This is a genomic window from Nitrospira sp., assembly GCA_035968315.1.
GTDB lineage: Bacteria > Nitrospirota > Nitrospiria > Nitrospirales > Nitrospiraceae > Nitrospira_D.
On record JAVYIN010000002.1, the window covers coordinates 188,551 to 214,179 of the forward strand.

A 25,629-nucleotide genomic window follows, 5' to 3' on the forward strand; every position below is an offset into this window, starting at 1 on the left:
TTTCTCAGATTCAACGGCGGAAAGGATGAGGAAGAAAATCGACGGGCGAGCAGCAGCACTATCCGGCTTCGCGGTACCCGCATTCTTCATTGCGGCATTGCACGCTCCGGCCGGCCTGTTTGCTGACTTTCTCAATGAGGAACGGCGCCTGGCACGTCGGACACGCCTTGTTGACGGGGCGATCCCACAGCGCAAATTCGCACTTCGGGTAATGGCTGCAGGCGAAGAACGAGCGCCCCTTCTTGGTCCGCTTCTGCACAAGATCTCCGCCGCAGTCCGGCTGAGGGCACTTCACGCCTAACGCCATCGGCTTGGTCGTCTTGCACTCGGGATAGGCCGAACAGGCGATAAACTTCCCGAACCGCCCGGTCTTGACGACCATGGCGCTGCCGCACTTGTCGCACTTCTGGTCGGTCGTGAGTTCAATCTTCGGGACAATCTTGATCGTCCCATCTTCGAGCTTCTGAAAATTCTGCGTATTCTTGCAGGGCGGATCGTCTTTATAGGCGGGGCACGCGAGGAACTTGCCGTTCCGCCCCCACTTGATCTCCATCATCTTGCCGCATTTCTCGCAGGGGATATTCGTCGGCGGCTCAACCGTATCCTTCGGCCCTGGAATCGTCTTGGCCCGCTCCAGCTCCTTCGTAAACGGCGTATAGAAATCCCGCACCGCCGTTACCCAGGGCTTGGTCCCCTCTTCCACTTCGTCGAGTTGTTCTTCGAGATGCGAGGTGAAATCCACATTGATGAGCTCGGGGAAGCCCTTCATGAGATACTCATGCACGGTCTTGCCCGTCTCGGTCGGCACGAGCCGCCCCTCGGTCTTTTCGACGTACTTGCGGTCCTGAATCGTGGAAATAATCGCGGCATAGGTGGACGGCCGCCCGATGCCTTTCTCTTCCAATTCTTTGATCAGCAGCGCTTCGTTATACCGGGGCGGCGGCTGCGTGAAATGCTGCTTCGAAAGCAATCCCGGCACCGATTGCCCTTCAGCGTCAACCAGCCGCAGCGATTCCCCTTCTGTCAGGGCCGGCAGCTGGCGCTCGTTGTCGTCCTCCGCCTCCTGATCGGCCTTCGGCTTCTGCGTCGGCAATTCTTTATCGACCCCTTCCATATAGACGATCGTATGGCCGGGGAACTTCACGACCGTGCCGGTCGAACGAAACCCGTACTTCTCCTTCGTCCCAACCGGCGAGGAATCGATCCGTGTCACATCCAAAATAGCCGGGACCATCTGCGACGCGATAAAGCGATTCCAAATCAGCTTATAGAGATTGTACTGATCGTGGTCGAGATATTGGCGGATCGACTCGGGGTCGCGGGCCGCCGCTGTCGGCCGGACCGCCTCGTGCGCCTCTTGCGCCGCCTTCTGCGTCTTGTAGACATTCGGCGTCGCCGGAAGATAGTCCGCCCCGAACCGGGCCTGAATCACTTCGCGCGCCTCGGCCATCGCTTCATTGGAGATTCTCGGGGAGTCGGTTCTCATGTAGGTAATGAGACCTGTCGCCCCTTCGGCTCCAATTTCAATGCCTTCATACAGCTGCTGCGCCAGCGTCATGGTCTTTTTCGGAGAGAAGTGCAGCTTGCGGGCGGCTTCCTGCTGCAGCCGGGACGTAATGAAGGGCGCCACGGGGTTCCGCTTCTTTTCCCGCCGCTCAATCGACTCGACCACGAACGGCTTGCCCTGAATCGCCGCCACCACACGGCCGGCCTGCTCGGCATTCTCGATCGACGCCTCTTCCCCGTTGATGCTGTGCAGCTTGGCCTCAAACGAAGGCGGATTGGCGCCGGCGAGCAACGCGGTCAGCGACCAATACTCTTCCGCGCGAAACGCGTCCCGTTCGGCTTCCCGCTCGCAGATCAGCCGCATGGCGACGGACTGCACCCGGCCCATGCTGAGCCCGCGGCGCACTTTATTCCACAGCAACTGGCTGCCTTGATAGCCGACGATGCGGTCCAGCACGCGGCGCGCCTGCTGGGCATTGACGAGATTCATATCGATGTCGCCCGGCGACTTCAGCGCGCGCTTGATGGCCGACTCGGTGATCTCGTTGAAGAGTACCCGGAAAACTTTGCTCTCTTTCTTCTTTTTCGACTTCCCCTTCAACTCTTCGGCGATATGCCAGGCAATGGCCTCCCCTTCCCGATCGGGGTCCGGCGCAAGATAGATCGTGTCGGCCTCTTCGGCCTTTTTCTTGATTTCAGCGAGGACTTTGGACTTGCCTTTGATCGTGACGTATTGCGGCTCGAAGTCGTGTTCGAGATCGACGCCCAGCTTGCTGGTCGGCAGATCCTTGACGTGGCCGACAGAGGCCATCACGGTATAGCCGCGTCCCAGATATTTGGTAATCGTCTTCGCCTTGGTCGGCGACTCAACGATGATCAGCGATTTCGCCATGACAACCCCATGCTCAAATGACGTGCGTTCCCATCCGTATCAAAATTCCCGCGATCCTGCAACTGGAATGCGCACATGCGACAGGTCACCGGCGGAGGTATTGCTGCCCGGGGAGCTGCCTGATATGCCCGCGCAGCTCCAGCGACAACAGCGTGACCGAGACTTGCGCCGCGCTCAACTGCGTCTGCTCGATCACCGCATCGACCGACCGGGCGTCATAAGACAGCGCGTCGTACACCCGTTGTTCTTCCGGCCCCAGCCGCTCGCTCGACGATGACGGCGCCGCATCGGGACGCATCCGCGCACGCCACGACGGCTCCACCTGCGGCAGCAGCGCCTGCAGAATATCGTCCGCGCACTCGACCAGCGTCGCGCCTTCCTTGATGAGGCCGTTCGATCCGCGGCACCGCGCTTCCTTGACCGAACCCGGCAGCGCGAAGACCTCGCGCCCCTGCTCCAACGCCAGCTTCGCCGTAATGAGGGACCCGCTGCTCACCGCCGCTTCGGCAACCAGCACACCGACGGACAAGCCGCTAATAATCCGGTTCCTGCGGGGGAAATGATGGCTCTGCGGCGGCGACCCGACGGGGAGCTCGGCGATCACCGCCCCATGGGCGTCAATCTGCTTGCGCAGCTGGTCATGCTCCGGAGGATAGGTCCGATCGACTCCGCAGCCGAGCACCGCCAGCGTGCGGCCGTTCCCGGCCAGCGCGCCACGATGGGCCGCGGCGTCGATGCCGCGCGCCATGCCACTGACAATCGTCCAGCCCCTTAGGGCCAGTTCCTTCGCAATCTCTTCCGTTACCGCACGCCCGGCAGGAGTCGCATGCCGCCCGCCGACTACCGCGACGGCCAATCCATCCTGCTCATCGAACGATCCCGTGTAATACAACAGCGGAGGCGGATCGTGAATCATCGCCAGCCGCTTGGGATAGGCCGGATCCGACAGGGTGATCACGCAAATCTTCAACTGCTCGATTAGGGCGACCTGGCGATCGATCTGCCGGCGAACCGCCAACTCAGGGCCTCGCCGTACGGCCTCTGCCAGCTCAGGGCTACAGCCGGCCCGGACCAACTCCTCCAGGGACGCGGCCAGCGCCCGCTCAGGCAATCCAAACACCTGCACCAGCTTCACGAGCGTCCGATCGCCCACACCTTCGACAGCCTGCAGCACCAGCCATGCGGTGAGTTGCGCAGCATCCATGACGCGTGACCATCAGAGAAGCGCCCATCGGGGAGATTCGACAGCCCCCGCCCTCCTCGCTCAGCGCGAGGCCCGGACGGTACACGGCGCCCCGCTAAAGCCTCACGGCCTTACAGCGCGACGAGATCGTACTGTTCGAGGTGCAGCTGGCTGTCCGGCGTCACGATAATCTTTGCCGAGCAATCCCGCTCCAGCGTTTCCACGCCTTGCCGCTCTTCATCCTGCAACAGATCCGCCACCGTGGGGTGCGCGCCGATGACGATGCGCTGGCACTCGCCCGACTCGGCGATCTTGCGGATGTCCCTGAAAATCTCGTAGGCAACGGTCGTGGGAGACTTGGTATACCCGCGGCCTTCGCAGTAGTGGCAGGGCTCGGACAACGACCGCAGCAAATCCTCGCGGACCCGCTCGCGGGAAATCTCGATCAGCCCCAGGTCGGAAATCCTGGAAATGCGCGTGCGGGCCTTGTCGGACGCCATCGCATCGACGAGCGCATGATAGACCTTGTCGCGGTTCTTCTCCCGCTCCATGTCGATGAAATCGACGATGATGATCCCGCCGATTCCCCGCAGCTTAATCTGATAGGCCACCTCTTTGGCGGCCTCGAGATTATTGCGGAGTATCGTCTCTTCCTGGTCGCGCTTGCCGACGAACCGCCCGGTATTCACATCGATCACGGTCATGGCTTCGGTATGGTCGATCACCAGATACCCGCCCGACTTGAGCCAGACCTTCCGGCTCATCGCGCGCGAGATTTCCTGCTCGACGCCCAGATGATCGAACAAGCTTTCGTCTTTGTCGTAGAAGTGAATCCGCGAGGTTTGTTCCGGGGAAAACCGCTGGACAAAATCCCGGATGGCCTCATACTCCCTGCGCGAATCGATCCAGAGCCGGTCCACCTTCTTGCCGAAGAGGTCCCGCACGACACGGAAGCTCAAGCTCAGATCCGTATGCAATAACGCCGGCGCGCCCAGCTTCTCCCGGTTGGTCAAAATATCCTGCCAGAGCACATGGAGAAAATCGACGTCGGACTTCAGTTCATCTTCCTTCACGCCTTCGCTGACCGTCCGGACGATATAGCCGCATCCGGGACGGCGGACCCGCCGCATGATGTCCTTCAACCGGGCGCGCTCTTCATCCCGCGCAATCCGGCGCGAGACCCCGATATGTTCGACGTTCGGCATAAACACCAGATACCGGCCCGGCAGCGACACGTAGGTCGTGACACGCGGCCCCTTGGTGCCGATCGGACCTTTCGAGATCTGCACCATCAACTCCTGGCCCTCGGTCAGCAGCTGCTCGATCGGCTTGGCGCTCTGGCGTTTCGGCCGCAGCATATCCGCGTCTTTATCGTCTTCGTCCGCCTCCACCAGCAAATCGCTGGGCTCCGCATCCTCCGACAGATCGGACACATGCATGAACGCGGCCTTTTCCAAACCGATATCGACAAAGGCCGCCTGCATGCCCGGCAGCACCTTCGCCACTTTGCCTTTGTAAATATTCCCGACAAAGTCTTTGTGCTTGGCCCGGTCCCCGAACAAATCGGTGACGACTCCGCCATCCAGCACAGCCACGCGGGTTTCTTCCCGCGAGACAGCAATCGCAATCTCAATCCCCATATCCACTCCTTTGGTCTGCGAGACCCGGCTCCGCACCATGGACGAAGGACGCAGGCCAACGGCCCAGGTCCCAGACATCCGCCCACCGCATGCGGCTCCGGCTTCTCAATCTCGTTGCTCGATACACTCTTCCCTAACGCTCAACACCACTGTGGGTTCGCAATCGGTTCAATAGAACAAGCTCAACCGTCTTCGCTTCACGTTCAGCAGGAGTCCCAGCGACGCCATCGTCATAATGGTCGCGCTCCCTCCGTAACTCATAAGCGGAAGGGGAATCCCGACGATCGGAAACATGCCCGCCGTCATCCCGATATTCACCACCACACAAAAACACAACATCGCCGTAATGCCGGCGGCTAAGAGCGCCCCCAGCTGGTCTTTGGCCTTCGACGCAATTTCAAGCGATAGCCAGATCAACCCGACAAAGAGGACCAGGAGCAGCAAGACCCCGAGGAACCCCCACTCCTCCGCATAGACGGCAAAGACAAAGTCTGTATGACCTTCGGGCAGGAACTTCAGTTGGCTTTGCGTGCCTCCATAAAGTCCTTTCCCCATCAATTCCCCCGATCCGATCGCAATTCTCGACTGCAAGGCATGATAGCCCTTTCCTCCCGGATCATAATCCGGATCCACGAAGGCCATAATGCGCTGTCGCTGATAATCATGCAAGGACCCCCACACCCCTTCCCAGGCAAAGGGGAAGAGCATGAGCGAAAAGAGCAGGATCACGCCAAGCGCCTTCGACCGCACCCCGACCATCAACAGCATCGCCGCATACACCGCCACGAAGCTCAATCCGCTGCCCAGATCGGGCTGTTTCAAAATCAGCACCAAGCCCGGCAGCATCAGCAACCCCGGCATCACCACCCGCTGCAACCACCCCACGCGGGGCGCTTTCGAGTAATAATGCGCCAGCACCAGGATCAGGACGAGCTTGGCAAACTCGGACGGCTGGAAGCTGAACGGCCCCAGCGCGATCCACCGCTGGGCGCCCTTGCTGGTCCGGCCCTCCAGCAGCACAAACGCCAGCATGAGCAGCACCACCCCGTAGGCAGGATAGGCCAGCCGCGCGATCCGATGGTAGTCCGAGACCAGCATGACGACGAAGGCCACACCGCCCAGGAAGATCCAGACCAGCTGCTTGAGATAATAGGGCGCGACGCCGCCCTGCTGGGCATGCGTCACACTATGAATCGATAGCACGCCGATGCCTAAAATGGCCGCCACCAGCGCCAGAAAGCGGTAGTCGAAGTTGTCGAGCCCGCGATTATCGATCAGCCGGTCAATCATCTGCGCTCACATCTCACGGTCCATCGCCGTATGCTCATGACCCGGAGGCCTCCTCCGGCACAGACGGCGGCATCAACTTCATATAGGTTTCGATCACTTCCTTGGCCAAGGGCGCCGCCGCCGACCCGCCGTGGCCCATATGCTCGGCCAGCACCGCCACCGCAATTTTCGGAGACTCGACCGGAGCGAAGGCGACAAACCAGGCATGGTCTCGAAATTTCTTGGGGATATCTTTCTCCGCTTTTTTCTCTTTGGCCAGCGCCGTCGTTTGCGCCGTGCCGGTTTTCCCGGCAATCGTCACTATAGAGGACTTGGCCCGTGTCGCAGTGCCCTCCGTCACCACAGCGGCCAGCGCCTCCTTCACCAGCCGAAACGTCTCCGGCTTGGCATGCACTTTCCCGCGCGCCACGGCCGGCATCTCTTGCAGATTGCCCGTCATGCGATCCATGATGGCCTGCACCAAACGCGGCCGGTAGCTGACCCCGTCGTTGGCCACCGTCCCGATCATGCTGGCCATCTGCAACGGCGTGACCGTCACGTACCCCTGTCCGATCGCCGCGGAGATCGTTTCGCCCGGCAACCAGGGCTCCTTCTTGGCTTTCATCTTCCAGGCCGTCGAAGGAACAATCCCCACGCGTTCAGAGGGCAACTCGATCCCGGTTTCATGCCCCAGACCGAACGCCTTGGCATACTCCGCCATCGTATCGATCCCCATCCGCTGTCCGACCGTATAAAAATAGACGTCGCACGAATGGACCAGGGCTTTATGAAGATCGACCGAGCCATGCCCGGTGGCTTTCCAATCGTGATACACCCGCTTGCCGAACTGATAGCCGCCGTTGCAAAATACCGAACTGGACGGCGACATCGTATTGGATTCCAGCGCCGCCACCGCCATCGGCACCTTGAAAGTGGATCCGGGCGGATATTGGCCTTGCGACGCCCGGTTATTCAATGGACGCCCCTCGTTCTGCACGATTTCGACCCACTGTTTCGGCGTGAGTTCGCGCGAGAGCACATTGGGATCGAACCCTGGACGGCTCGCCATCGCCAGAATATCCCCGCTAGTCGGATCCAAGGCGACGATCGCGCCGGATTCTTCTCCGAGCAGATCCTCGGCCACCTTCTGTAGGCGGATATCGATCGTCAAATAGAGATCGTTGCCGGACTGCGGCTTATCAACCAAGACTGTTCGCTTTTCATGCCCCAAGGCATCGACTTCGACGCTTTTCTGTCCCGCCTGGCCGCGCACATGGCGATCGAAGGACTTCTCCACTCCATATTGTCCGACGATACTGCCCTGATGCAGATCGGCAAACTCCGGTTTCTCCAACTGTTCCGGAGAAATTTCGCCCACGTATCCGATGAGATGCGAGGCCGCCATCCCGCCGGGATAGTTGCGCTGTGACTCGACCTGAATCATCACACCCGGAAGATCGAGCCGATGCGATTCGATCAGCGTCGCGTCGCGCAGCGTGAGCCGGTCCTTAATTTTTCTCGGGAGCATCTTGCTGCCGCGGCCCGCCAGCTTCTTCCGGATCATGGCGGAGTCGAGCCCCAGCAGTTCGGAGAGCTTCTGCGTCAACGCATCGCGATCTTTGACATCTTCCAGCGTGACATAGAGGCTGAAGCTCGGCACGTTGTTCGCCAGCAACACGCCGTGGCGGTCATAGATTAGCCCGCGCGCCGGCTCCAGGAGCACGGACCTCGTCCGGTTATTCTCGGACAAATCCAGATAGTAGGGGCCTTCGCGGATCTGCAAGTGCCAGAGCCGCAACGCCAATAGGCTCACGACCAGCAACAGCCCGACCCGCAGCAACATCAGCCGCCGCTGCAGCTCTCCGAGTTCAGAATCATGCAGGCCTGAGGTTGCCATGATGCGGCTTACAATTCCGGCTCCATCGCCATTCGATCCAGCTGGAATCGGGTCCAGATCAGCCAATAGCCGATGCCCCCGATCACGGCATCAAAGCAGGCTTGCGGCACAATGATCGTTTGGAGCGCCCACCACGCATGTTGCTGTTCGCTCAGCTTGGCCGCCCACAGCGTCACAAGCCCTCCCACCGTCGAGGCGACGAGCAGCCCGCTTACCAACACCACCGGCGTCACCTGCGCCATATGCCGGCCTGCCAGCCCGGCGAGAAATCCCGCCCCGCCCTTGACCGCCAGGTTGACCGCCAGATCCCCGGCGGAGAACAAACTCATCGCCCATCCCAGGGCCAGGCCGACGAGCAATCCTTCCAGCTCTCCGGCCAGCAGGCCGACAAAACACACCGCCACCAACCCGACATCCGGCTTGACATCCCAGACACTCACATACGGCAACAGGGTCGTGTGCAGGACCACCAGGCTCACAATCAATAGGATGTAGACCACCACCCTCATGGCTTTGCCTTCACCGCAGGAAGACCGGGGCCCAGACTTTCCTCGTCCGCCGCATACGACGATTGAAGCACCAATACTTCTTCGACGCGCGTGACATCCACCTCCGGCCGGACCTCCGCCAATTGAAACAACGCGCCCTCTTCCTTGTCGATCCTGGTAATCGTGCCGATCGCCAGCCCGCGGGGGAACCCTCCAACCAGCCCGGAGGTCACCACATGATCGCCGCTTCGAACATTGGACAGCAACGGAATGTACTTGAGCCGCGCCAGCCCTTCCGTCGTCCCTTCGACAATCCCTTCGTCGCGCGTGCGCTGTATCAGCCCCGCGATCGCATTGTTCGGATCGGACACCAGCAACACGACTGACGTCGCCACAGTCGTTTTTACAACACGCCCCACCACGCCGGCTGACGTGATCACGCCCATATCCGGGCGGATCCCATCCGAAGACCCTTTGTTCAGAATGATCGTCCGATACCAATTATCCGTATTCCGGCCAATGACCTGGGCCGCCACCATCGCCGGCAGAGCCTGCGCCTTAAACTCCAGGAGCGCGGTCAACCGCTCCGTCGCCGAGGCCGCTTCACGCAACTGGCTGTTCTGCCCCTGCAGTTGCTCGATCTCTTTCTTGAGCCGCCGGTTTTCATCCTCGACGCCCTGCAACGCGAAGTAGCGATGCCAGGCCTCGCCGATCCCGCCTTCAATCGACGAGACCATCCGAATAGGCCAGCTCAGGACCCACCCAACCGGCCCGCCCAGCCCTTGGAACATGGTTTGGAGTTGATGCGGCAGCAGAAAGAAGCCCAGCAAGACAAGCAGAAACACGCCGAGAGCGAGACGCCGCGCGCCGTACGATGAACGAAAGTTGGCCATCCGCATAGAGGGATGGAACCTTACCGGAGGCTACTGCATTGGGACATGACCGACACTTTGCGAAGGAGATCCAACTCATCCAAAATCTTGCCGACACCCAGCACCACGGAGGTGAGGGGATCGTCCACTGTAATGATCGGCAAGTTGGTCTCTTCCCGGAACCGTGTGTCCATTCCCTTCAACAGGGAGCCTCCACCGGTTAGCACGATCCCGCGGTCAATAATATCCCCCGCCAATTCAGGCGGAGTGTTTTCTAGCGCAACCTTGATGGCATTGACGATCGTTCCGATCGGCTCCTGCAGCGCCTCGCGGATCTCGGCGTCATCCACCACCAGCGTGCGCGGAATGCCGGAAATCAGATCGCGCCCCTTGATCATCATCGTTTTCCGCTCTTCGAACGGATAGGCCGACCCGATCTCAAACTTGACCCGTTCCGCCATATGTTCGCCGATGAGCAAATTGTACTTCTTCTTGATGTAATTCATGATGGCTTCGTCCATCCGGTCTCCGGCGACCTTCACGGACTCGCTGTAGACAATCCCCCCGAGGGAAATGACGGCGATGTCGGTGGTGCCGCCACCGATGTCCACCACCATATTGCCGGACGGCTCCGTGATCGGAAGCCCTGCGCCGATCGCGGCAGCCACCGGCTCCTCGATCAGGTAGACTTCGCGCGCACCCGCCAGCTCGGCAGAGTCGCGCACCGCCCGCTGCTCGACCTGCGTAATCCGGGAGGGCACGCCGATGATGATCCGTGGCCGGACAAACGCGCTGCGATTATGGGCCTTGCGGATGAAATGCTTGAGCATCTGCTCGGCCATCTCAAAGTCGGCGATCACCCCTTCTTTCATGGGCCGAACGGCGACAATATTGCCGGGCGTGCGCCCGAGCATTTTCTTCGCATCGGCGCCGACCGCCAGCACCTTCTCGCTTTTCTTTTCCACGGCGACCACCGACGGCTCGTTCAGCACGATGCCTTTGCCGTGCACATAGACCAGCGTCGTGGCCGTTCCCAAATCGATCGCAAGATCGTTGGAGAACCATCCAAAAATATCACCCGTGAACCCCACGGCATCTCTCCCTTCATCACGGACTAGCGCAACAGCCCGCTAATCGCTCGCCATCTATGCTTAATCCGGCACAGCTAACTGACCGGCATCCAACACCTGAGTCCTGGCCACTTCATCACCCAACCGCCGGCCCTGCTCATTTCCGATAATCAACAACCCCTCGAAGGCAAGAATGGCCGCGGAGCCAATCCACCCAATGTAGGGCACCGCAAACAACACCTGCGCGATGCCACAAGGGAGATTCCGGATAATGGACTCCCGAAACCCCGCAGATTCCCTGGAGTCAAGCCGCATCGTTTGCAGGCCAACCAGCCGTTTCCCGATGCTTCTTCCCCCCGCAAACCCATCGGCAATCAAAATGTAGGCCAACCCGGAAAGGAACCCGACCGGTGGGGCGATTTCGTCCGCCGCCACCACGATAAACAGATCAATGAGCTTTGCAATGAACCGGTTGAGTACATGCGCCTTGGGATAGACGGCCTGTTCCATACGCTTCGCCCCTACCCCGATCACAGTCACTCCTTCTAATTAGTGGCAAAGTATAACAAAGTCAAACAACATGCACAAACAAACCTCATTTTCCTTTACATCTCCCCAAACCGCCCGGCACAGCCGGACGTAGGCCTCCCCTCTCGGCAGAGTATCACAGAATCAGCCCAACCCCCTCATGGATCTGCTCACCTCTCCATTTTCCCACCCCTTCATAGGCTGGACCCTGCCTGATCTTGCCTTCAGTCCCCGCGCCAAGTACAATCCCCGCACAAATTCAGCCGATGAGAGGACACGAATGATCAAGTTAATGCGTGACGCGTCGCACAATTACCCCTGGGTCCTGAAGTCGATCATGGGAATCCTTGCCATTGCCTTTGTGATCACGATGGGCTGGTGGGGATTCGGGGAGCAAGCCGGCAATGACGTCGCCACTGTCGGGGATCTCGTCGTCACCCGCGAAGAGTTTCGGCGCGCCTATGAAAACATGTACCGGTTCTACAAGGACAAGGTTCCGGGAGAGTTCAAGGACGAAACCATCAAGCAATTCGTGATCGAACAGCTGGTCGATAACCGCCTCTGGCTGATCGCCGCGAAAGACTTGGGCGTCACCGTTTCAGACGGAGATCTCCGCGAGATGATCGTCCAGACCCCCGAATTCCAGAAAAATGGCGCGTTTGATCCGGAGACGTATCAACGGCTCCTGGCCGCGAATCATCTCACCCCCGCCGTCTTTGAAGCGGCGCAGGCCAAAGAAATTCTGGGGAACAAAGCCCGCATGTTCGTTAGGGACGCCGTGGCCCTCACGCCATCGGAAATTGCGGAAGGGCAGACGCTCATGACGCGGCAACCGGATGCCGACCCCGCCAAAGCCACCGCCGCCAAGGACCGCGTGTTGCAAGACATGCTATTCCAAAAACAGCAGCGCGCGCTCATGGCCTATCAAGAATCGCTGAAGGTGAAAGTGCCGGTCAAAATCCACCGCGAGCTGCTCTAGGTCAGGCTAGCGGCAAGGGGCGAGAGGCACGGGGAGAACCCGATCCTCGATTTTCGCCCATTGCCTCTTGCCACTGGCCTCGCGCCTCGCATGACTCACACGATCAGCATCGCATCGCCATAGCTGTAAAACCGATAGCGTTCTTTGACCGCCTCGGCATAGGCTCCGCGCACGGCCTCCACACCGGCCAATGCCGACACGAGCATCAACAGCGTCGTCCGCGGAAGATGGAAATTCGTCATGAGCGCATCGACCACCTTGAACTGAAAACCAGGGGCGATAAAGAGCCGGCTGTCGCCGGTAGCCGGACGAAGCACCTCCTGGTGCAACGCGGCGGACTCCAACGCCCGCACAGCCGTAGTGCCGACTGCTACCACCCGCCGTCCCGCACGTTTGGTCTCAAGAATCGCCTGAACCGCCTGCGCGCCCACATCAAACCATTCCTCCCCCATCTGATGCTCCTCGATCCGCTCCACGACCACCGGCTGAAAGGTCCCCGGCCCCACGTGCAGCGTGACGGCCGTGGTCAAGATCCCGCGCGCGCGCAATTGGGCGAATAGCTCAGGGGTAAAATGGAGCCCTGCGGTCGGAGCGGCGATCGCGCCTTCCCGGCCCGCAAAACACGTCTGATACCAGACCTGATCTTCCGGCTGCACCGCCCGCTTGATATAGGGAGGGAGCGGCATCTGCCCATGAGCCCGAAGCAACTCCACGACCGGCACGGTACTCTCGACCTTCAGCCTGGTCCCTCTTGCATCGCGCTGCACCACCGTGGCGCGCGCATCGGAGCCGAACTCAATCTGTTGCCCCACGTGGAAGCGTCCCTTGATCAGCACCTCCCACAGGGCCTCTCCAAGGTCTCTGACGAACAGCACCTCGACCACGGTGCCCGTCGGCTGTTTTCGCCCGGAAAGACGGGCGGCCATCACTCTGGTGTCATTCACCACAAGCAGATCGCCGGGCTCCAGCAACGACGGGAGGTCCGCCACCTGCCGATGGGCCATGCCATGCGATGCCCGGTCAAGACAGAGCAGCCGCGCCTCATGCCGCGGAAGAATCGGCTCGGACGCAATCAAGGACGCATCGAATGGAAAATCGAATTCGGAGAGATTCATCTATGAAGAGGGCGCCGGAGGCATTTTAGTCAACGCCACATTCTGCAATTCCGTTCCCGGATAGTAATAGCGAAGGATCGTCGAATAGGAATAGCCCAGCTCCGCCAGCTCTTTCGCGCCCCACTGGCACAACCCGACCGCATGCCCGGCGCCGTATCCGAGCAGCACCACATCCTGTCCCATCGACTCAATCGTGAATTGCGTGCTGGGGACGACCGTATACCCCACCGCCTTGCGCAGATCCTCCCCGCGCACGATCAACTCGCCGTTGGAATGCAGAATGCGCAGCTTCGCGACACGCCCGGCTCGGCTGAAACTCACCGGCGTCATCGTCGCAATCGTGCCGAGCGAAAATCCCTGGCTTCTGAGATTCCGCTCCAGTGTCGAGAGCTTGAACGACGCCTTCCACTGATAGTAGGGAGACTCGACATCGAACGGGCATTCGACCCCTTTGAGATACGGCAGATCCTTCGACCACACAATCATGGCATCTTCGGTAATGCCGGCCGCCGTCGAGGAAAAGGCCGCATAGATCGGCGCGCCCTCGTGGGTGACCACCAATCCCCGCGTGGACTCCACCGCCTCCTGCACCCGGGCATCCACGCCCTGCCGGCCGCGATAGACTTGGTCCTGAATGCTGGCGGCCACATCGTAGTCGCGCGAGGCGCTCAACATGTGCTGGTACACCACATACGTTCTGGCCGCGATGGCCTGCACCTTGAGCATTTCAGGATGCCAGGCTGAATTGACCTCCGCCGGCACCACGCCCTTCACATATTCTTCCAGATCCACCTGGTTGATCACCAACACGCCTTTCCCCCGCCGGACGAGATGCACCAGTCCGCTCACGTGCAGCGCGGCTTTCTCATCCGTTGACTGGACGGAGGGGCCATTCGCCCCGCCATTGGAGCGAGGGATCCACAGCTTGAGGTCGTGATCGCCGGCTCGAAGCGTGACGCGCTCTCCGGCAACCCGGGTCCCGTTGATCAGGAACGTAGCCCCCCGTACCTCGATATGCAGCGCCGACTTGAACGGATGCGCCCGGTCCTGCGCATCCGTGACCCACAGGACCGTCTCAGCCCGGGCCTCCAAACGGTGGACATCAGAGGCCAACAAGACGCGAATCGACTCCGCGGCCTCGGCGGCTGGCATCGTCCCGAAGAAGCAGAGCCCGGACAATCCTCCGGCCAGAATGGCGCGTTGCAGACAGCCTAGCGTCGAAATAGCCATGATACGAGATAGAATACCAGACTCAGGACCACACTGAGCACCAGACTGGTTCCGAGAGGAAAATAGAAGGAAAAATGATCGCGTTTGATGGAGATATCACCGGGCAGCCTGCCGATCCACCCGAACCACGAGCCCACCCCGGACAGCCGCTCACCGAGCACCAGAATGAGGCCCACCAGCACCACACCCGCCCCTGCGGCGATCAAGAGCTTGCCGAGGCTGCTCCAGTCTTCCATCAGCCCTGTACCAAACACTCCGCAATTTGAATCGCATTGAGGGCGGCGCCCTTGCGAAGATTGTCCGACACGACCCAGAGATTCAAGCCGTTGGGAATCGACTCGTCCTCGCGAATGCGGCCGACGTAGACCTCGTCCTTGCCCGTCGCATCCAACGGCATCGGGTAGAGCTTTTTCAATGGATCATCGTAGACAATGACACCCGGCATGGCGGCCAGCGCCGCCCGTGCGTCATTCGCCGTCAATGGCTTCTCCAGCTCGACATTGATCGCCTCGGAATGGCAGCGCAAGACCGGCACGCGCACCGTCGTCGAGGTCACGCGCATTTTCGGCGCGTCGAGAATCTTTCTCGTCTCCCGGACGATCTTCACCTCTTCGGAACAATCGCCGGCCTCGGAAAACGATCCGATGTGCGGCAGGAGATTGAAGGCAATCTGATACGGATACACTTCCGCTTTGACATCGCGAAACGCCATCAAGGCTCTGGTTTGTTCCAGCAATTCATCCATCGCCGCGGCTCCGGTGCCGGACACGGACTGAAACGTGGTCACGACCACGCGCTTCACCCCCACGGCATCGTGCAGCGGCTTGAGCGCCATCACCAGAGGCGTCGTTGTGCAATTGGGAATCGAGACAATCCCTCGCGGAAGCGAACGCAACGCAGCGGCATTCACTTCCGGGACGACCAACGGCACCTCGGCATCCATCCGGAATACCGCGCTATCGTCGATCACCACCACTCCGGCAGCCCCTAACCGCGGTCCGTATTCCTTGCTGATCGCATCCGTCGCGGAGATCAGCGCAAAATCAACCCCGGCAAAGGACGACGACGGCAACAATTCCTCGACTGTCCATTCCTTCCCCTGGCACATCATGACTTCCCCTGCCGATCGCTTCGACGCAAACAGGCGCAGCGCCGCCAGCGGGAATTTCCGTTCTTCCAAAATCTCGAGCGTTTCTTTTCCAACCGCGCCGGTCGCACCGAGAATGGCCACCGTGTATGCCGACTTTTTCTTGAGCATGCGCCTCTTCCTACTCCAACGATAAAATACGAATACGATGATTGAAGGTGTCGGCCACGAATACCACGCCCTCGCGATCGGCCACAATCCCAAAGGGGTAACAGAGACTCGCCTCCAGCGCCGATCCCCCGTCTCCGCTGTACGAAGCCGCGCCGATACCGGCCACCCTCGTTACCACTCGCGTGTCCCGATCCCACCGGCGAATCAAATGGCTATCCGAATCGGTGAGAAAGAGATGTCCATCCCGATCCAAGGCGATCCCTGAAGGCCTGGAAAGGCTGGGGGACGGCGGTTCGGACGGCGCCTGATAGCGATAGTCGCCGCCATCGCCGGCAACCGTGGATATCAGCCCTGTGGCCAAATCCACACAACGGATGCGTCCGTTGAAGGTATCGGCGATATACAACCCACCAGCCCCTAATGCCAGTCCACTCGGCCCGGCAAGGCTCGATTCCGCCGCAGGCCGTCCATCTCCGTCGTAGGTTGCGGACCCGGTCCCGGCCAGCGTCCTGATGAGGCCGCTCTTCAAATCCACTACCCGGACACGGTTGTTGCTCTGATCGGCAATGTACAGCTGCCCGGAGTCATCCACGACCAATGCGGCCGGCTCATTGAGCGCGGCCTGATCAGCCGGGCCCCCATCACCGGAAAATCTGGCCTGCCCGGTCCCGGCCACTGTCGTGATCACCCCGGTCTGCGCATCCACCCGCCGCACACGATGATTCATCGTATCGGCGACATAGAGATGGCCCTGCCCATCCACCGCCACGGCCGTGGGGAAATTGAGCTGCGCGCCTGTGGCAGGCCCCCCGTCGCCGCCAAATCGCTTCTGTGCCGCCGCGCCGACGAGGTATCGCACGGTGCCGCTCAGATCCGTCTGTTGCGTATATTTCTCCGTCGTAGACTGGCCGGCCTCGGCAAACGGATCCGCCTCGTCCTGCGCAGATGCCTGCATCCATGGGGATGGCGCGCTGGCAGCCGCATTGTCTGACGGAAGCCCAACGACGGTGGCGATCAGTCCCGTCACCCGATCGACCCGTCGAATTACATGATTTTCAGAGTCGGCGATGAACAGGTGTCCCTCGCGATCGATAGCGAGCCCTTTCGGTTCATTCAGACTCGCACGGGAAGCCAGGCCACCATCACCGGCAAACCCCGGCTCTCCGATGCCGGCCCGAGTACTCACGATCCATGATTTGGTTGTCGTCGCCATACGTGACCTGACCGGCCTTACACCAGATTGCGGAGAATCGCCTCACCCATCTCGGTGGTCCCGACGATTCTGGCCCCCGGGCTCTGAATGTCTTTCGTTCGATAACCCAAATCGAGGGTCTTCACGATCGCCTGCTCAATCGCTTCCGCTTCCTTGTCGAGCTGGAAGGCATAGGACAGCATCATCCCCGCCGACGCAATGGTCGCAATCGGATTGGCGATGTTTTTCCCGGCAATATCGGGCGCGCTGCCATGAATCGGCTCGAACAATCCAACCTTGGCGCCGATGCTGGCGGAGGGCAGCATCCCGATCGATCCCGTCAACATCGCCGCCTCATCGCTCAAAATGTCCCCGAACATGTTGTTGCACACCATCACGTCGAACTGGCGGGGATTGCGCACCAGCTGCATCGCCGCATTATCCACATAGATGTGGTGCAATTCGACGTCCGGATAACTCTTCTGCACCTCGATCATGACACGGCGCCACAGCTCGGACGATTCCAGCACATTGGCTTTGTCAACCGACGTCACTTTCTTCCGCCGCTTCCGCGCCGCCTCAAACGCCACCTTCCCGATGCGCCGAATTTCCTCGGTCGTATAGACTTCGGTGTTCACGCCCCGTTCTTCGCCGTTCGGCAGCTTTTCAATCCCCTTCGGTTTGCCGAAGTAGATCCCGCCCGTCAGTTCGCGCACGACGAGAATATCGATCCCTTCGATCACTTCACGCTTCAAGGTCGAGGCATCAACCAGATTGGGATAGACCTTCGCCGGCCGCAGATTGGCATAGAGCCCCAAGGCTTCGCGAATACCGAGCAACGCGCGCTCAGGACGGAGGCTGTACTCCAGCCCCTCCCATTTGGGACCGCCGACCGCCCCCAACAACACCGCATCGCTTTGCTTCGCCAGCGCCAGCGTGTCTTGAGGCAGCGGCACCCCGACCTTGTCGATCGCCTGGCCGCCGATATCGGCCGACACGAATTCAAATGAATGGTGGTACTTCTCGCCGATCGCCTTCAGCACCTTGACGGCTTCCGGCACAATCTCACGCCCCACACCATCCCCTGCCAACACCGCAATCTTTGCTTTCACGTCATGCACTCCTTCTTACGAACGAACTCCGCACCTACTCCAGCACCTGCTCATCTTCCACCCGCCAGGCCGGATCGACCAGGCAGAGAAACTCGATATCGCACGTCCCGGTATTTTCCAACGATTGGTCTCCGCCCGGAGGCACATACAGAACCGATCCGCCCTCAACGGGACAGACGTCCTGATCGATCGTAAACCGCCCTTGCCCGGCAATAAAATAGTACACTTCGGACGAGGCCAGCCGGTGCCGCTTTGACCGCCGCCCCGGCGCAAGCCGGCCATGGGCCACACTATAGCCCAACTCCACCGGCTGTTTGGCCGGATGCAACAACTCGCGGAGCACCGTATGGTCCCCGGCGAGAAACTCCTCGCAATCGGCAAGCGTGCGTTTCAACATAGGAGACCGCCCCTTCGCCGATCCCGCCCGCCAACAGCGGAAGACTGGCGCCAAAGACGATCACTGTAGCGTGGCTGGAACGATCAAATCAAGCGAACCTTGCCCCCTCCGTCGGCCTGCTTCGACGCCATATAGGCCAGCCGATTCAGGGCATTCAAATAGGCCTTGGCCGCCGCCGTAATGATGTCGGTATCCGCGCCGTTTCCGGACACCGTCCGTCCATCCTCCTCCACCCGCACAGAGACTTCTCCCTGCGCATCCGTTCCGCCCGTGATGGCGTTGACGCCAAACATCAGCAGCTTGCTCTTGGTCTTCGTAATGGACGCGATGGTGCGATAGACCGCGTCCACCGGGCCGTCGCCCGAGCCGGATTCCTTGATGAGCCGGCCGTCGATTTCCAGTTCGACCGTGGCCGTCGGCACACGATCCGTCCCGCTCTCGACGTGGAACGATTTCAACACAATCCGCTCCGTCATCTTGGCCAGCTCTTCCGACACGATCACTTCCAGATCCTCTTCGTAGATCTCTTTCTTCTGATCGGCCAGCTTCTTGAATCGTTCAAAGGCGTGATTGATCTCCTCCTCGGAGAGCTTGTAGCCCAAATCCTCCAGCCGCTGGCGGAAAGCATGCCGGCCGGACAACTTGCCCATCACCATTTTGCTTTCGACCAGCCCGATCGATTCCGGCCGCATGATCTCGTAGGTCGTCTTCTCCTTCAGCAGCCCGTCCTGATGAATGCCGGACGTGTGGGCGAACGCATTCGCCCCAACGATCGCCTTGTTCGGCTGCACCACCATGCCGGTAATCTTGCTGACCAGGCGGCTGCTCTTGGCGATCTCCTCGGTCCGGACGCCCGTATCGGCCTGATAGAAATCCTTCCTCGTCCTGAGCCCCATCACGATTTCCTCAAGCGACGTGTTCCCGGCCCGCTCCCCGATCCCGTTGATCGTACATTCGACCTGTCCCGCGCCATTCACCACCGCCGACAGGCTATTGGCCACCGCCAGGCCCAGGTCGTTGTGGCAATGCACGGAAATCACGGCCTGCTTGGCGTTGGGCACCTTCTCGCAAATCCCCTTGATCAACTGGCCAAATTCTTGCGGAACCGCATACCCCACGGTGTCCGGGATATTGATAGTTCCCGCCCCCGCCGCAATGACCGCTTCAATCACCTCGTAAAGGTAAGCCGGGTCGGACCGGCTGGCATCCATCGGGGAGAATTCCACATCGCTGACGTAACTTCTCGCCCGCTGCACCATCTCGACCGCCCGCTTCTTCGCTTCCTCCCGCGTCATTCGAAACTGATGTTTCAAATGAATGTCCGACGTCGAGAGGAACGTATGGATCCGGACCTTCGGCGCCCCCTTGAGCGCTTCCCACGCACGGTCGATGTCTTCCGGGCGCGCACGGGCCAGGCTGCAAATCGTCGGCCCCTCCACTTCCTGCGCAATCCGCCGCACCGCTTCAAAATCGCCGGGCGAACTGTAGGCGAACCCGGCCTCGATAATATCGACGCCCAAGCGCGCCAACTGCTTCGCCACCATCACTTTTTCTTCCACATTCATGCTGGCGCCGGGCGATTGCTCGCCGTCGCGCAACGTCGTATCGAAAATCCTGATCATCCGTTCCATGACGTTCTCCCTCTCTTCTCAGCGGCCTCCAGAAACACAAAAGCCCTCATCCCGATCCTTGCGGATCAGGGACGAAGGCTTGACGCACTTCGTGGTACCACCCTGCTTCGGTCACAGATGACGACCGGTCATCCATCACCCTTCATTGGCTCCTTACGGGAGCGACACGGAATCCATTACTCGTCTTCACGGATTCGGCTCAGAGGCGAGTTCTGCGGCGCACAGACCGGCTTGCACCACCCGCCGGTTCTCTCAGATCTATACGGCCCGCGTACTACTCCTCGTCGTCGCCTTACGCTTTGGGTTCTATCACAGGCTGATCGGACTTGAGAAGGGGCTTCTTCCCCATCGCTTTGGCGACCAGCCAAAAGACTCGTTCTGTCGGCCCCATCAAGGCATAGCCGGCAAACACCACAAACAGCATGACCTCAGGCCACGCCGCAATCATCATCAACGCCAGAATTCCCCACACCAGATAGGTAATCTGCTGATGCCCCTTGAATTTGAGATCCTTAAAGCTCCGGTACTTTACCGTACTGACCATCAGGAACGACAAGGCCAGGGTGATCAGAAGCACCGCGACCGGCTTCACATCGGCTCCCATCCGGACAACATGCTGATCCAAAATCACCAGCGAGGCGACCACACCGGCTGCCGCAGGAATCGCCAGCCCCGTAAAATACTTGCTATCAGCCAGCGCCACGGTGGAATTGAATCGCGCCAGCCGCACCGCGCCCATCGCCACATAGGCAAACATCACGGCCACGCCGAACGTGCCCTGTCCGCTAAGCGCCCAGGAATAAATCAGCAGCCCCGGGGCCACACCGAACGAAACCACGTCGGACAAGGAGTCATATTCCAGCCCGAAATGGCTCGTGCTATTGGTCAGCCGGGCTGACTTTCCATCCAACACGTCAAAAATCATGGCCACTAAAATGGCGATCGACGCAGCCATGTAGTTGGCGTTAAAAATCGACAGAATCGCATAGACGCCACAGAACAGATTCCCGGTGGTAAACAAATTGGGAATCAGGTGCATGGCCTGGCGCTTTCGCCCTTCCTTCGCAAACGCTTGCCGCAAGCCGTTTCCCTTCATTGCAGTTCTCCTACAATGGTTTCCCCGCCCTTGACGCGATCACCCACCGCTACCCGCATCTTCGTCCCCAACGGAAGGAACGTATCCATCCGTGATCCGAATCGGATCAACCCAAATCGCTCTCCTCGCGGCACGCGATCGCCGGCCGTCACCCAGCACACGATCCGGCGGGCGATCAATCCCGCCACCTGCACGCACAGAACTTTTGCGCCTTTGTCAGTCCGGATCATCAGCGCATTCTGCTCATTCCGCAGGGTCGCCTCGGGCTTGCTGGCAACCAGAAATGCGCCAGGCTGATATTGCACCTGCTCAATGAGCCCCTCACAGGGCGTCCGATTCACATGCACATCGAACACGTTCAAGAAAATCGTCAGCCGGATGCTGCGATCCTTGAGATACCGTGGCTCGAATTCTTCCTCAATGGCGATGACTTTCCCATCGCCCGGCGCCACCACCACATTGGCGCCCTGAGGAACGACCCGAGACGGGTTACGAAAAAACCAGGCCGTAAAGAGGGTGAATCCTCCGGCAATGACAGCCGGAACCATCCACCCCATCACACCTGATAGCAGTGTAACCCCTCCCGTTATTCCAACGAAGGGAATTCCTTCTTTCACAATCGGGATACCGACAGCGCGATCTGCCACAGGATGAAGAGCCTCAGTTTTTCGACTTATCGACGAGCTGATCTTTCTTCAGCCACGGCATCATCGCCCGCAGCTTGGCGCCCACCTCTTCGATGGGATGGGCCTCGCCTTTGGCCAGCAACGCATTGTAGACGGGACGATTGGCCTGGTTCTCCAGCACCCATTCTTTGGCGAACTGACCAGTCTGAATTTCGCCGAGGATCTTCTTCATTTCCTGCTTCGTCTGCTCGGTGACCACTCGTGGACCGCGCGTGATGTCCCCGTACTTCGCCGTCGTGCTGATCGAGTACCGCATGTTGGCGATGCCACCCTGATAGATCAAATCGACGATGAGCTTCACCTCATGCAAACACTCGAAATAGGCCATTTCCGGCGAATACCCAGCTTCCACCAGCGTTTCGAAGCCCGCCTGAATCAAAGACGTGAGCCCGCCGCAGAGCACGGCCTGTTCGCCGAACAGGTCGGTCTCCGTCTCTTCGCGGAAATTCGTTTCGATGATGCCGGCGCGGCCGCCGCCGACGGCGCTCGCGTAGGCCAAGCCCACCTGCCGGGTCGTGCCACTGGGATCCTGATGGATCGCGAGCAAGCAGGGCACTCCGCTCCCCTTGGTGTATTCGGAACGGACGAGGTGTCCGGGGCCCTTGGGCGCCACCATAAACACATTGACGTTCGCCGGAGGCACGATTTGGCCAAAATGGATATTGAATCCATGGCCAAACGCGAGATACGACCCCGGTTTTAGATTGGGCGCGATCTCCTGGCGATAGATGGCCGCCTGCATTTCATCCGGAGCCAGAATCATGATGACATCCGACGCCTTCACCGCATCCGCCACCGGCATGACTTTCAGCCCGCTCTGTTCCGCCTTCTTCCAGGACGCGCCCTCGCGCAACCCGATGACCACGTTCACGCCGCTCTCTTTCATGTTGAGGGCGTGCGCATGGCCCTGGCTGCCGTAACCGATCACGGCGACCTTTTTATTGCGAATCTGCTGAATGTCGGCATCCTTGTCGTAATAAATCTTCATCATGAACTCCTCAAGAACTCCCTATGGTCAAAATAAATCCGTTCGCTGAACGACTGGCTACTCGCGCGCCACTTTTTTCGGTTGCACGACACTGGCCCGAATCGGTTCACGGGCGACCGCCACGCGGCCGGTCCGGGTGAGCTCCTTGATACCGAGCGGCTGCAACAGATTGATGATGGCTTCGATCTTTTTAGGATCGCCCGTCACTTCGATCGTATAGGTGGCCGGCGTCGAATCGATGACGTTCGCCCGGAAGATGTCCGCGATCCTGAGCGCCTCGGCCCGGTCTTCCGCCTTGGTGTGCACCTTGATCAGCGCCGTCTCCCGCGAGACGAACTCGCTTTCATTCAGATCGACCACTTTGATGACATCGATCAGCTTGTTCAGCTGCTTGACAATCTGCTCGATGATGCGGTCATCGCCGGACGTGACGATGATCATTTGCGACATCGACGGATCCAGCGTCGGCGCGACCGACAGGCTCTCGATGTTGAATCCGCGCCCGCTGAACAGCCCCGCGACGCGGGACAGCACGCCAAACTTATTTTCCACTGTCACTGCGATGATATGTTCCATAGTCCGTTGCCTTACGCCGTCAAGACCGTATCTTTGTCTTCCGGCGTCACCTTCCCGGAGCCGGCCTGTTTCTGCTTTTTCTTCAACTCCGGCGGATCTTCCAGAATCATTTCATGATTGCACCCGCCGGCCGGAATCATGGGATAACAGTTCTCGAACCGATAGGTCGGAACATCCACGATCACGGGTTTATCGACCGCAATCGCTTCCTTCAACACGCCATCGAGATCGCCCACCTTGCTGGCCCGCAACCCGACTGCGCCGTAGGCTTCAGCCAGCTTCACAAAGTCCGGCGTATTTTCGAGATCGCTGGAGGCATACCGCCCTTCGTAGAACAGGTCCTGCCACTGCCGCACCATGCCATGGAAACGGTTGTTCAACACAATGATCTTCACCGGAAGCTTGCTGACCACGGCGGTCGCCATCTCCTGCATGTTCATCTGAATGCTGCCGTCTCCGGCAATGCAGAGCACCAAGCGGTCCCGGAACGCGGCCTGCGCCCCCATGGCGGCCGGGAAGCCAAAGCCCATCGTCCCTAATCCGCCTGACGTCAGCCAGCGATTCGGCTTCGCCAGCTTGAAATACTGCGCCGCCCACATTTGATGCTGGCCCACGTCGGTCGACACGATCGGATCACGATCCTTCGTGAGCTCGTAGAGCCGCTTGACCACATGCTGCGGCTTGATCGGTCCGTCGGCATCCTGCTGATAGGTCAAGGGATGATTGCGCTGCCACTCATGAATCTGATCCCACCAGGGCTTGCGCAATTCCTTTTGCTCGCCATTCACTGATGCGCGAAGGATCTGATTCAGTTCGCGCAACACCGTTTTGCAATCGCCCACGATTGGAATATCGACATGGATGTTTTTCCGGATCGACGTCGGATCGATATCGACGTGAATGATCTTAGCGTGGGGGCAGAACTCGGAGACCTTCCCCGTTACCCGGTCGTCAAAGCGCGCGCCGATCGCAATCACGAGATCGGAGTAGTGCATCGCCATGTTGGCCTGATAGGTGCCATGCATCCCGAGCATCCCCATTGAAAGCGGATGCTCGCCCGGGAAGATGCCCAAGCCCATCAAAGTCATATCCACGGGAATCTGGGTGAGTTCGGCCAGCTCAAGCAATTCCTGCGCAGCCCCTGAAAACACCGCGCCGCCGCCCACATACAAAATGGGCTTCTTGGCCTTCATAATAGCCTCAGCCGCTTGCTTGATCTGCCACTTGTTGCCGTCGTACGTCGGGTTATAGCCGCGAATCGACACCGAGTTCGGATAGACGAACTCAGCCTTGGCCATCGACACGTCCTTGGGAATATCGACCAGCACGGGACCCGGCCGGCCGGTCGTGGCAATGTAGAACGCTTCCTTGATCGTCATGGCCAGATCGTTCACGTCTTTCACCAAGAAATTGTACTTGGTGCAAGGACGGCTCAAGCCGATATTGTCCGCTTCTTGGAAGGCATCATTGCCGATCAAACTCGTGGGCACCTGCCCGCTAAAACAGACCAGCGGGACAGAATCCATATAGGCATCGGCCAGCGCCGTAATGACGTTGGTCATGCCTGGACCAGACGTGACCAAAGCCACGCCGGCCTTCCCGGTCGCTTTGGCATACCCCTCGGCCATATGACCGGCACCCTGCTCGTGCCTGGTCAAAATCACTTCAAGATCCTTTTGCTGGTGGAGCATGTCGAAAATCTTCAGCACCACGCCGCCGGGAAGCGCGAAAATCGTTTTCACGCCTTCCCGCTTGAGGCTCTCGATAAAGATTTCTGATCCGTTGAGATTCATATCGTTATCCTCCCCCGGATGGCCGGAGTCTATTACTTGAGAAAAACGCCCCCACAGATAGGCTGAACAAAACGCCCAGTCTGCTTACGCAGAAATTTCTGAAATATCAATGGGAAAGATGGGAGATCCTAACATCACGCCCCACGAGGGTCAAGAGGCCATGGTCCAGGGAACCCCTCCCCCAAACCATGAGGTTGCCAGAGATCATGAGGAGAGCGCCGAGCGGGAGAA

At 59.7% G+C, this 25,629-nt stretch carries 23 protein-coding genes; 1 reads left to right on the plus strand and 22 read right to left on the minus strand.

What is annotated here, in order from left to right; translation table 11 throughout:
* Window positions 1-58 precede the first annotated feature (58 nt).
* The 9 genes from topA to RI101_01230 form a co-directional block, all read right to left on the minus strand.
* Window positions 59-2,398 carry a type I DNA topoisomerase gene (gene topA / locus RI101_01190; protein ID MEC4888650.1) on the minus strand — a complete coding sequence of 780 codons (2,340 nt, stop codon included), beginning with the start codon at window positions 2,396-2,398 and terminating at the stop codon, window positions 59-61.
* A gap of 85 nt (window positions 2,399-2,483) precedes the next feature.
* Complete coding sequence (dprA, locus tag RI101_01195) at window positions 2,484-3,602, minus strand: DNA-processing protein DprA (GenBank protein MEC4888651.1); 1,119 nt, start codon at window positions 3,600-3,602, stop codon at window positions 2,484-2,486.
* Between the two features lie 110 nt (window positions 3,603-3,712).
* A complete protein-coding gene (locus RI101_01200) occupies window positions 3,713-5,221 on the minus strand; it encodes an Rne/Rng family ribonuclease (protein ID MEC4888652.1) in 1,509 nt (502 codons plus the stop codon).
* A gap of 168 nt (window positions 5,222-5,389) precedes the next feature.
* Window positions 5,390-6,511, minus strand: a complete 1,122-nt coding sequence (rodA, locus tag RI101_01205; protein MEC4888653.1) for a rod shape-determining protein RodA — start codon at window positions 6,509-6,511, stop codon at window positions 5,390-5,392.
* A 34-nt stretch (window positions 6,512-6,545) separates the two neighbouring features.
* On the minus strand, window positions 6,546-8,387 hold the full coding sequence (gene mrdA, locus RI101_01210) for a penicillin-binding protein 2 (protein MEC4888654.1): 1,842 nt from the start codon (window positions 8,385-8,387) through the stop codon (window positions 6,546-6,548).
* Between the two features lie 8 nt (window positions 8,388-8,395).
* On the minus strand, window positions 8,396-8,896 hold the full coding sequence (locus tag RI101_01215; protein MEC4888655.1) for a hypothetical protein: 501 nt from the start codon (window positions 8,894-8,896) through the stop codon (window positions 8,396-8,398).
* Window positions 8,893-9,774, minus strand: coding sequence for a rod shape-determining protein MreC (gene mreC / locus RI101_01220; protein MEC4888656.1), 882 nt, complete (start codon window positions 9,772-9,774; stop codon window positions 8,893-8,895). Before mreC ends, RI101_01215 begins: the two co-directional genes overlap by 4 nt.
* A 14-nt stretch (window positions 9,775-9,788) precedes the next feature.
* Window positions 9,789-10,838 (minus strand): rod shape-determining protein, encoded by a 1,050-nt coding sequence (locus RI101_01225; protein MEC4888657.1) that lies wholly within the window; start codon window positions 10,836-10,838, stop codon window positions 9,789-9,791.
* Window positions 10,839-10,898: 60 nt separating this feature from the next.
* The gene (locus RI101_01230) at window positions 10,899-11,351 is read right to left on the minus strand and encodes an RDD family protein (GenBank protein ID MEC4888658.1); all 453 of its coding nucleotides are present in this window, start codon (window positions 11,349-11,351) and stop codon (window positions 10,899-10,901) included.
* 274 nt (window positions 11,352-11,625) lie between these two features.
* Between RI101_01230 and RI101_01235 the strand changes: the two genes are divergently transcribed.
* Complete coding sequence (locus RI101_01235) at window positions 11,626-12,324, plus strand: SurA N-terminal domain-containing protein (protein ID MEC4888659.1); 699 nt, start codon at window positions 11,626-11,628, stop codon at window positions 12,322-12,324.
* 95 nt (window positions 12,325-12,419) lie between these two features.
* On the opposite strand, the gene queA is transcribed toward RI101_01235, so the two are convergent.
* The 13 genes from queA to ilvB all read right to left on the minus strand — a co-directional run bounded on the left by queA (window position 12,420) and on the right by ilvB (window position 25,398).
* A complete protein-coding gene (gene queA, locus RI101_01240) occupies window positions 12,420-13,439 on the minus strand; it encodes a tRNA preQ1(34) S-adenosylmethionine ribosyltransferase-isomerase QueA (GenBank protein MEC4888660.1) in 1,020 nt (339 codons plus the stop codon).
* Window positions 13,440-14,669: a SpoIID/LytB domain-containing protein gene (locus RI101_01245; GenBank protein MEC4888661.1), complete on the minus strand. Its 1,230-nt coding sequence runs from the start codon at window positions 14,667-14,669 to the stop codon at window positions 13,440-13,442.
* Window positions 14,651-14,905, minus strand: a complete 255-nt coding sequence (locus RI101_01250; GenBank protein MEC4888662.1) for a DUF2905 domain-containing protein — start codon at window positions 14,903-14,905, stop codon at window positions 14,651-14,653. The genes RI101_01245 and RI101_01250 overlap by 19 nt, the downstream gene beginning before the upstream one ends.
* Window positions 14,905-15,927: an aspartate-semialdehyde dehydrogenase gene (locus RI101_01255; GenBank protein ID MEC4888663.1), complete on the minus strand. Its 1,023-nt coding sequence runs from the start codon at window positions 15,925-15,927 to the stop codon at window positions 14,905-14,907. Before RI101_01255 ends, RI101_01250 begins: the two co-directional genes overlap by 1 nt.
* Window positions 15,928-15,937: 10 nt before the next feature.
* Entirely contained in the window at window positions 15,938-17,140 is a 1,203-nt protein-coding gene (locus RI101_01260) for a hypothetical protein (GenBank protein MEC4888664.1), read from the minus strand.
* A gap of 17 nt (window positions 17,141-17,157) precedes the next feature.
* Window positions 17,158-18,231: a 3-isopropylmalate dehydrogenase gene (gene leuB, locus RI101_01265; GenBank protein ID MEC4888665.1), complete on the minus strand. Its 1,074-nt coding sequence runs from the start codon at window positions 18,229-18,231 to the stop codon at window positions 17,158-17,160.
* A gap of 34 nt (window positions 18,232-18,265) precedes the next feature.
* On the minus strand, window positions 18,266-18,628 hold the full coding sequence (locus RI101_01270; protein MEC4888666.1) for a cupin domain-containing protein: 363 nt from the start codon (window positions 18,626-18,628) through the stop codon (window positions 18,266-18,268).
* An 83-nt stretch (window positions 18,629-18,711) separates the two neighbouring features.
* Window positions 18,712-20,259, minus strand: coding sequence for a 2-isopropylmalate synthase (locus RI101_01275; protein ID MEC4888667.1), 1,548 nt, complete (start codon window positions 20,257-20,259; stop codon window positions 18,712-18,714).
* 292 nt (window positions 20,260-20,551) lie between these two features.
* A complete protein-coding gene (gene pssA, locus RI101_01280) occupies window positions 20,552-21,355 on the minus strand; it encodes a CDP-diacylglycerol--serine O-phosphatidyltransferase (protein MEC4888668.1) in 804 nt (267 codons plus the stop codon).
* Window positions 21,352-22,002 carry a phosphatidylserine decarboxylase family protein gene (locus tag RI101_01285; protein ID MEC4888669.1) on the minus strand — a complete coding sequence of 217 codons (651 nt, stop codon included), beginning with the start codon at window positions 22,000-22,002 and terminating at the stop codon, window positions 21,352-21,354. The genes pssA and RI101_01285 overlap by 4 nt, the downstream gene beginning before the upstream one ends.
* Before the next feature lie 13 nt (window positions 22,003-22,015).
* Complete coding sequence (ilvC, locus tag RI101_01290; GenBank protein ID MEC4888670.1) at window positions 22,016-23,032, minus strand: ketol-acid reductoisomerase; 1,017 nt, start codon at window positions 23,030-23,032, stop codon at window positions 22,016-22,018.
* Between the two features lie 54 nt (window positions 23,033-23,086).
* On the minus strand, window positions 23,087-23,605 hold the full coding sequence (gene ilvN, locus RI101_01295; protein ID MEC4888671.1) for an acetolactate synthase small subunit: 519 nt from the start codon (window positions 23,603-23,605) through the stop codon (window positions 23,087-23,089).
* An 11-nt stretch (window positions 23,606-23,616) separates the two neighbouring features.
* The gene (ilvB, locus tag RI101_01300; protein MEC4888672.1) at window positions 23,617-25,398 is read right to left on the minus strand and encodes a biosynthetic-type acetolactate synthase large subunit; all 1,782 of its coding nucleotides are present in this window, start codon (window positions 25,396-25,398) and stop codon (window positions 23,617-23,619) included.
* Between the last annotated feature and the right edge of the window lie 231 nt (window positions 25,399-25,629).

Bases quoted from the DNA above. Each gene is read 5' to 3' on its own strand.
- queA (MEC4888660.1), bottom strand. From the start codon at position 13,439: ATGAATCTCTCCGAATTCGATTTTCCATTCGATGCGTCCTTGATTGCG.
- RI101_01260 (MEC4888664.1), bottom strand. From the start codon at position 17,140: ATGGCGACGACAACCAAATCATGGATCGTGAGTACTCGGGCCGGCATC.
- RI101_01250 (MEC4888662.1), bottom strand. From the start codon at position 14,905: ATGGAAGACTGGAGCAGCCTCGGCAAGCTCTTGATCGCCGCAGGGGCG.
- dprA (MEC4888651.1), bottom strand. From the start codon at position 3,602: ATGGATGCTGCGCAACTCACCGCATGGCTGGTGCTGCAGGCTGTCGAA.
- topA (MEC4888650.1), bottom strand. From the start codon at position 2,398: ATGGCGAAATCGCTGATCATCGTTGAGTCGCCGACCAAGGCGAAGACG.
- RI101_01200 (MEC4888652.1), bottom strand. From the start codon at position 5,221: ATGGGGATTGAGATTGCGATTGCTGTCTCGCGGGAAGAAACCCGCGTG.
- ilvB (MEC4888672.1), bottom strand. From the start codon at position 25,398: ATGAATCTCAACGGATCAGAAATCTTTATCGAGAGCCTCAAGCGGGAA.
- RI101_01255 (MEC4888663.1), bottom strand. From the start codon at position 15,927: ATGCTCAAGAAAAAGTCGGCATACACGGTGGCCATTCTCGGTGCGACC.
- mreC (MEC4888656.1), bottom strand. From the start codon at position 9,774: ATGCGGATGGCCAACTTTCGTTCATCGTACGGCGCGCGGCGTCTCGCT.
- RI101_01245 (MEC4888661.1), bottom strand. From the start codon at position 14,669: ATGGCTATTTCGACGCTAGGCTGTCTGCAACGCGCCATTCTGGCCGGA.
- mrdA (MEC4888654.1), bottom strand. From the start codon at position 8,387: ATGGCAACCTCAGGCCTGCATGATTCTGAACTCGGAGAGCTGCAGCGG.
- ilvN (MEC4888671.1), bottom strand. From the start codon at position 23,605: ATGGAACATATCATCGCAGTGACAGTGGAAAATAAGTTTGGCGTGCTG.
- rodA (MEC4888653.1), bottom strand. From the start codon at position 6,511: ATGATTGACCGGCTGATCGATAATCGCGGGCTCGACAACTTCGACTAC.
- RI101_01275 (MEC4888667.1), bottom strand. From the start codon at position 20,259: ATGGAACGGATGATCAGGATTTTCGATACGACGTTGCGCGACGGCGAG.
- RI101_01235 (MEC4888659.1), top strand. From the start codon at position 11,626: ATGATCAAGTTAATGCGTGACGCGTCGCACAATTACCCCTGGGTCCTG.
- pssA (MEC4888668.1), bottom strand. From the start codon at position 21,355: ATGAAGGGAAACGGCTTGCGGCAAGCGTTTGCGAAGGAAGGGCGAAAG.
- RI101_01270 (MEC4888666.1), bottom strand. From the start codon at position 18,628: ATGTTGAAACGCACGCTTGCCGATTGCGAGGAGTTTCTCGCCGGGGAC.
- RI101_01215 (MEC4888655.1), bottom strand. From the start codon at position 8,896: ATGAGGGTGGTGGTCTACATCCTATTGATTGTGAGCCTGGTGGTCCTG.
- ilvC (MEC4888670.1), bottom strand. From the start codon at position 23,032: ATGATGAAGATTTATTACGACAAGGATGCCGACATTCAGCAGATTCGC.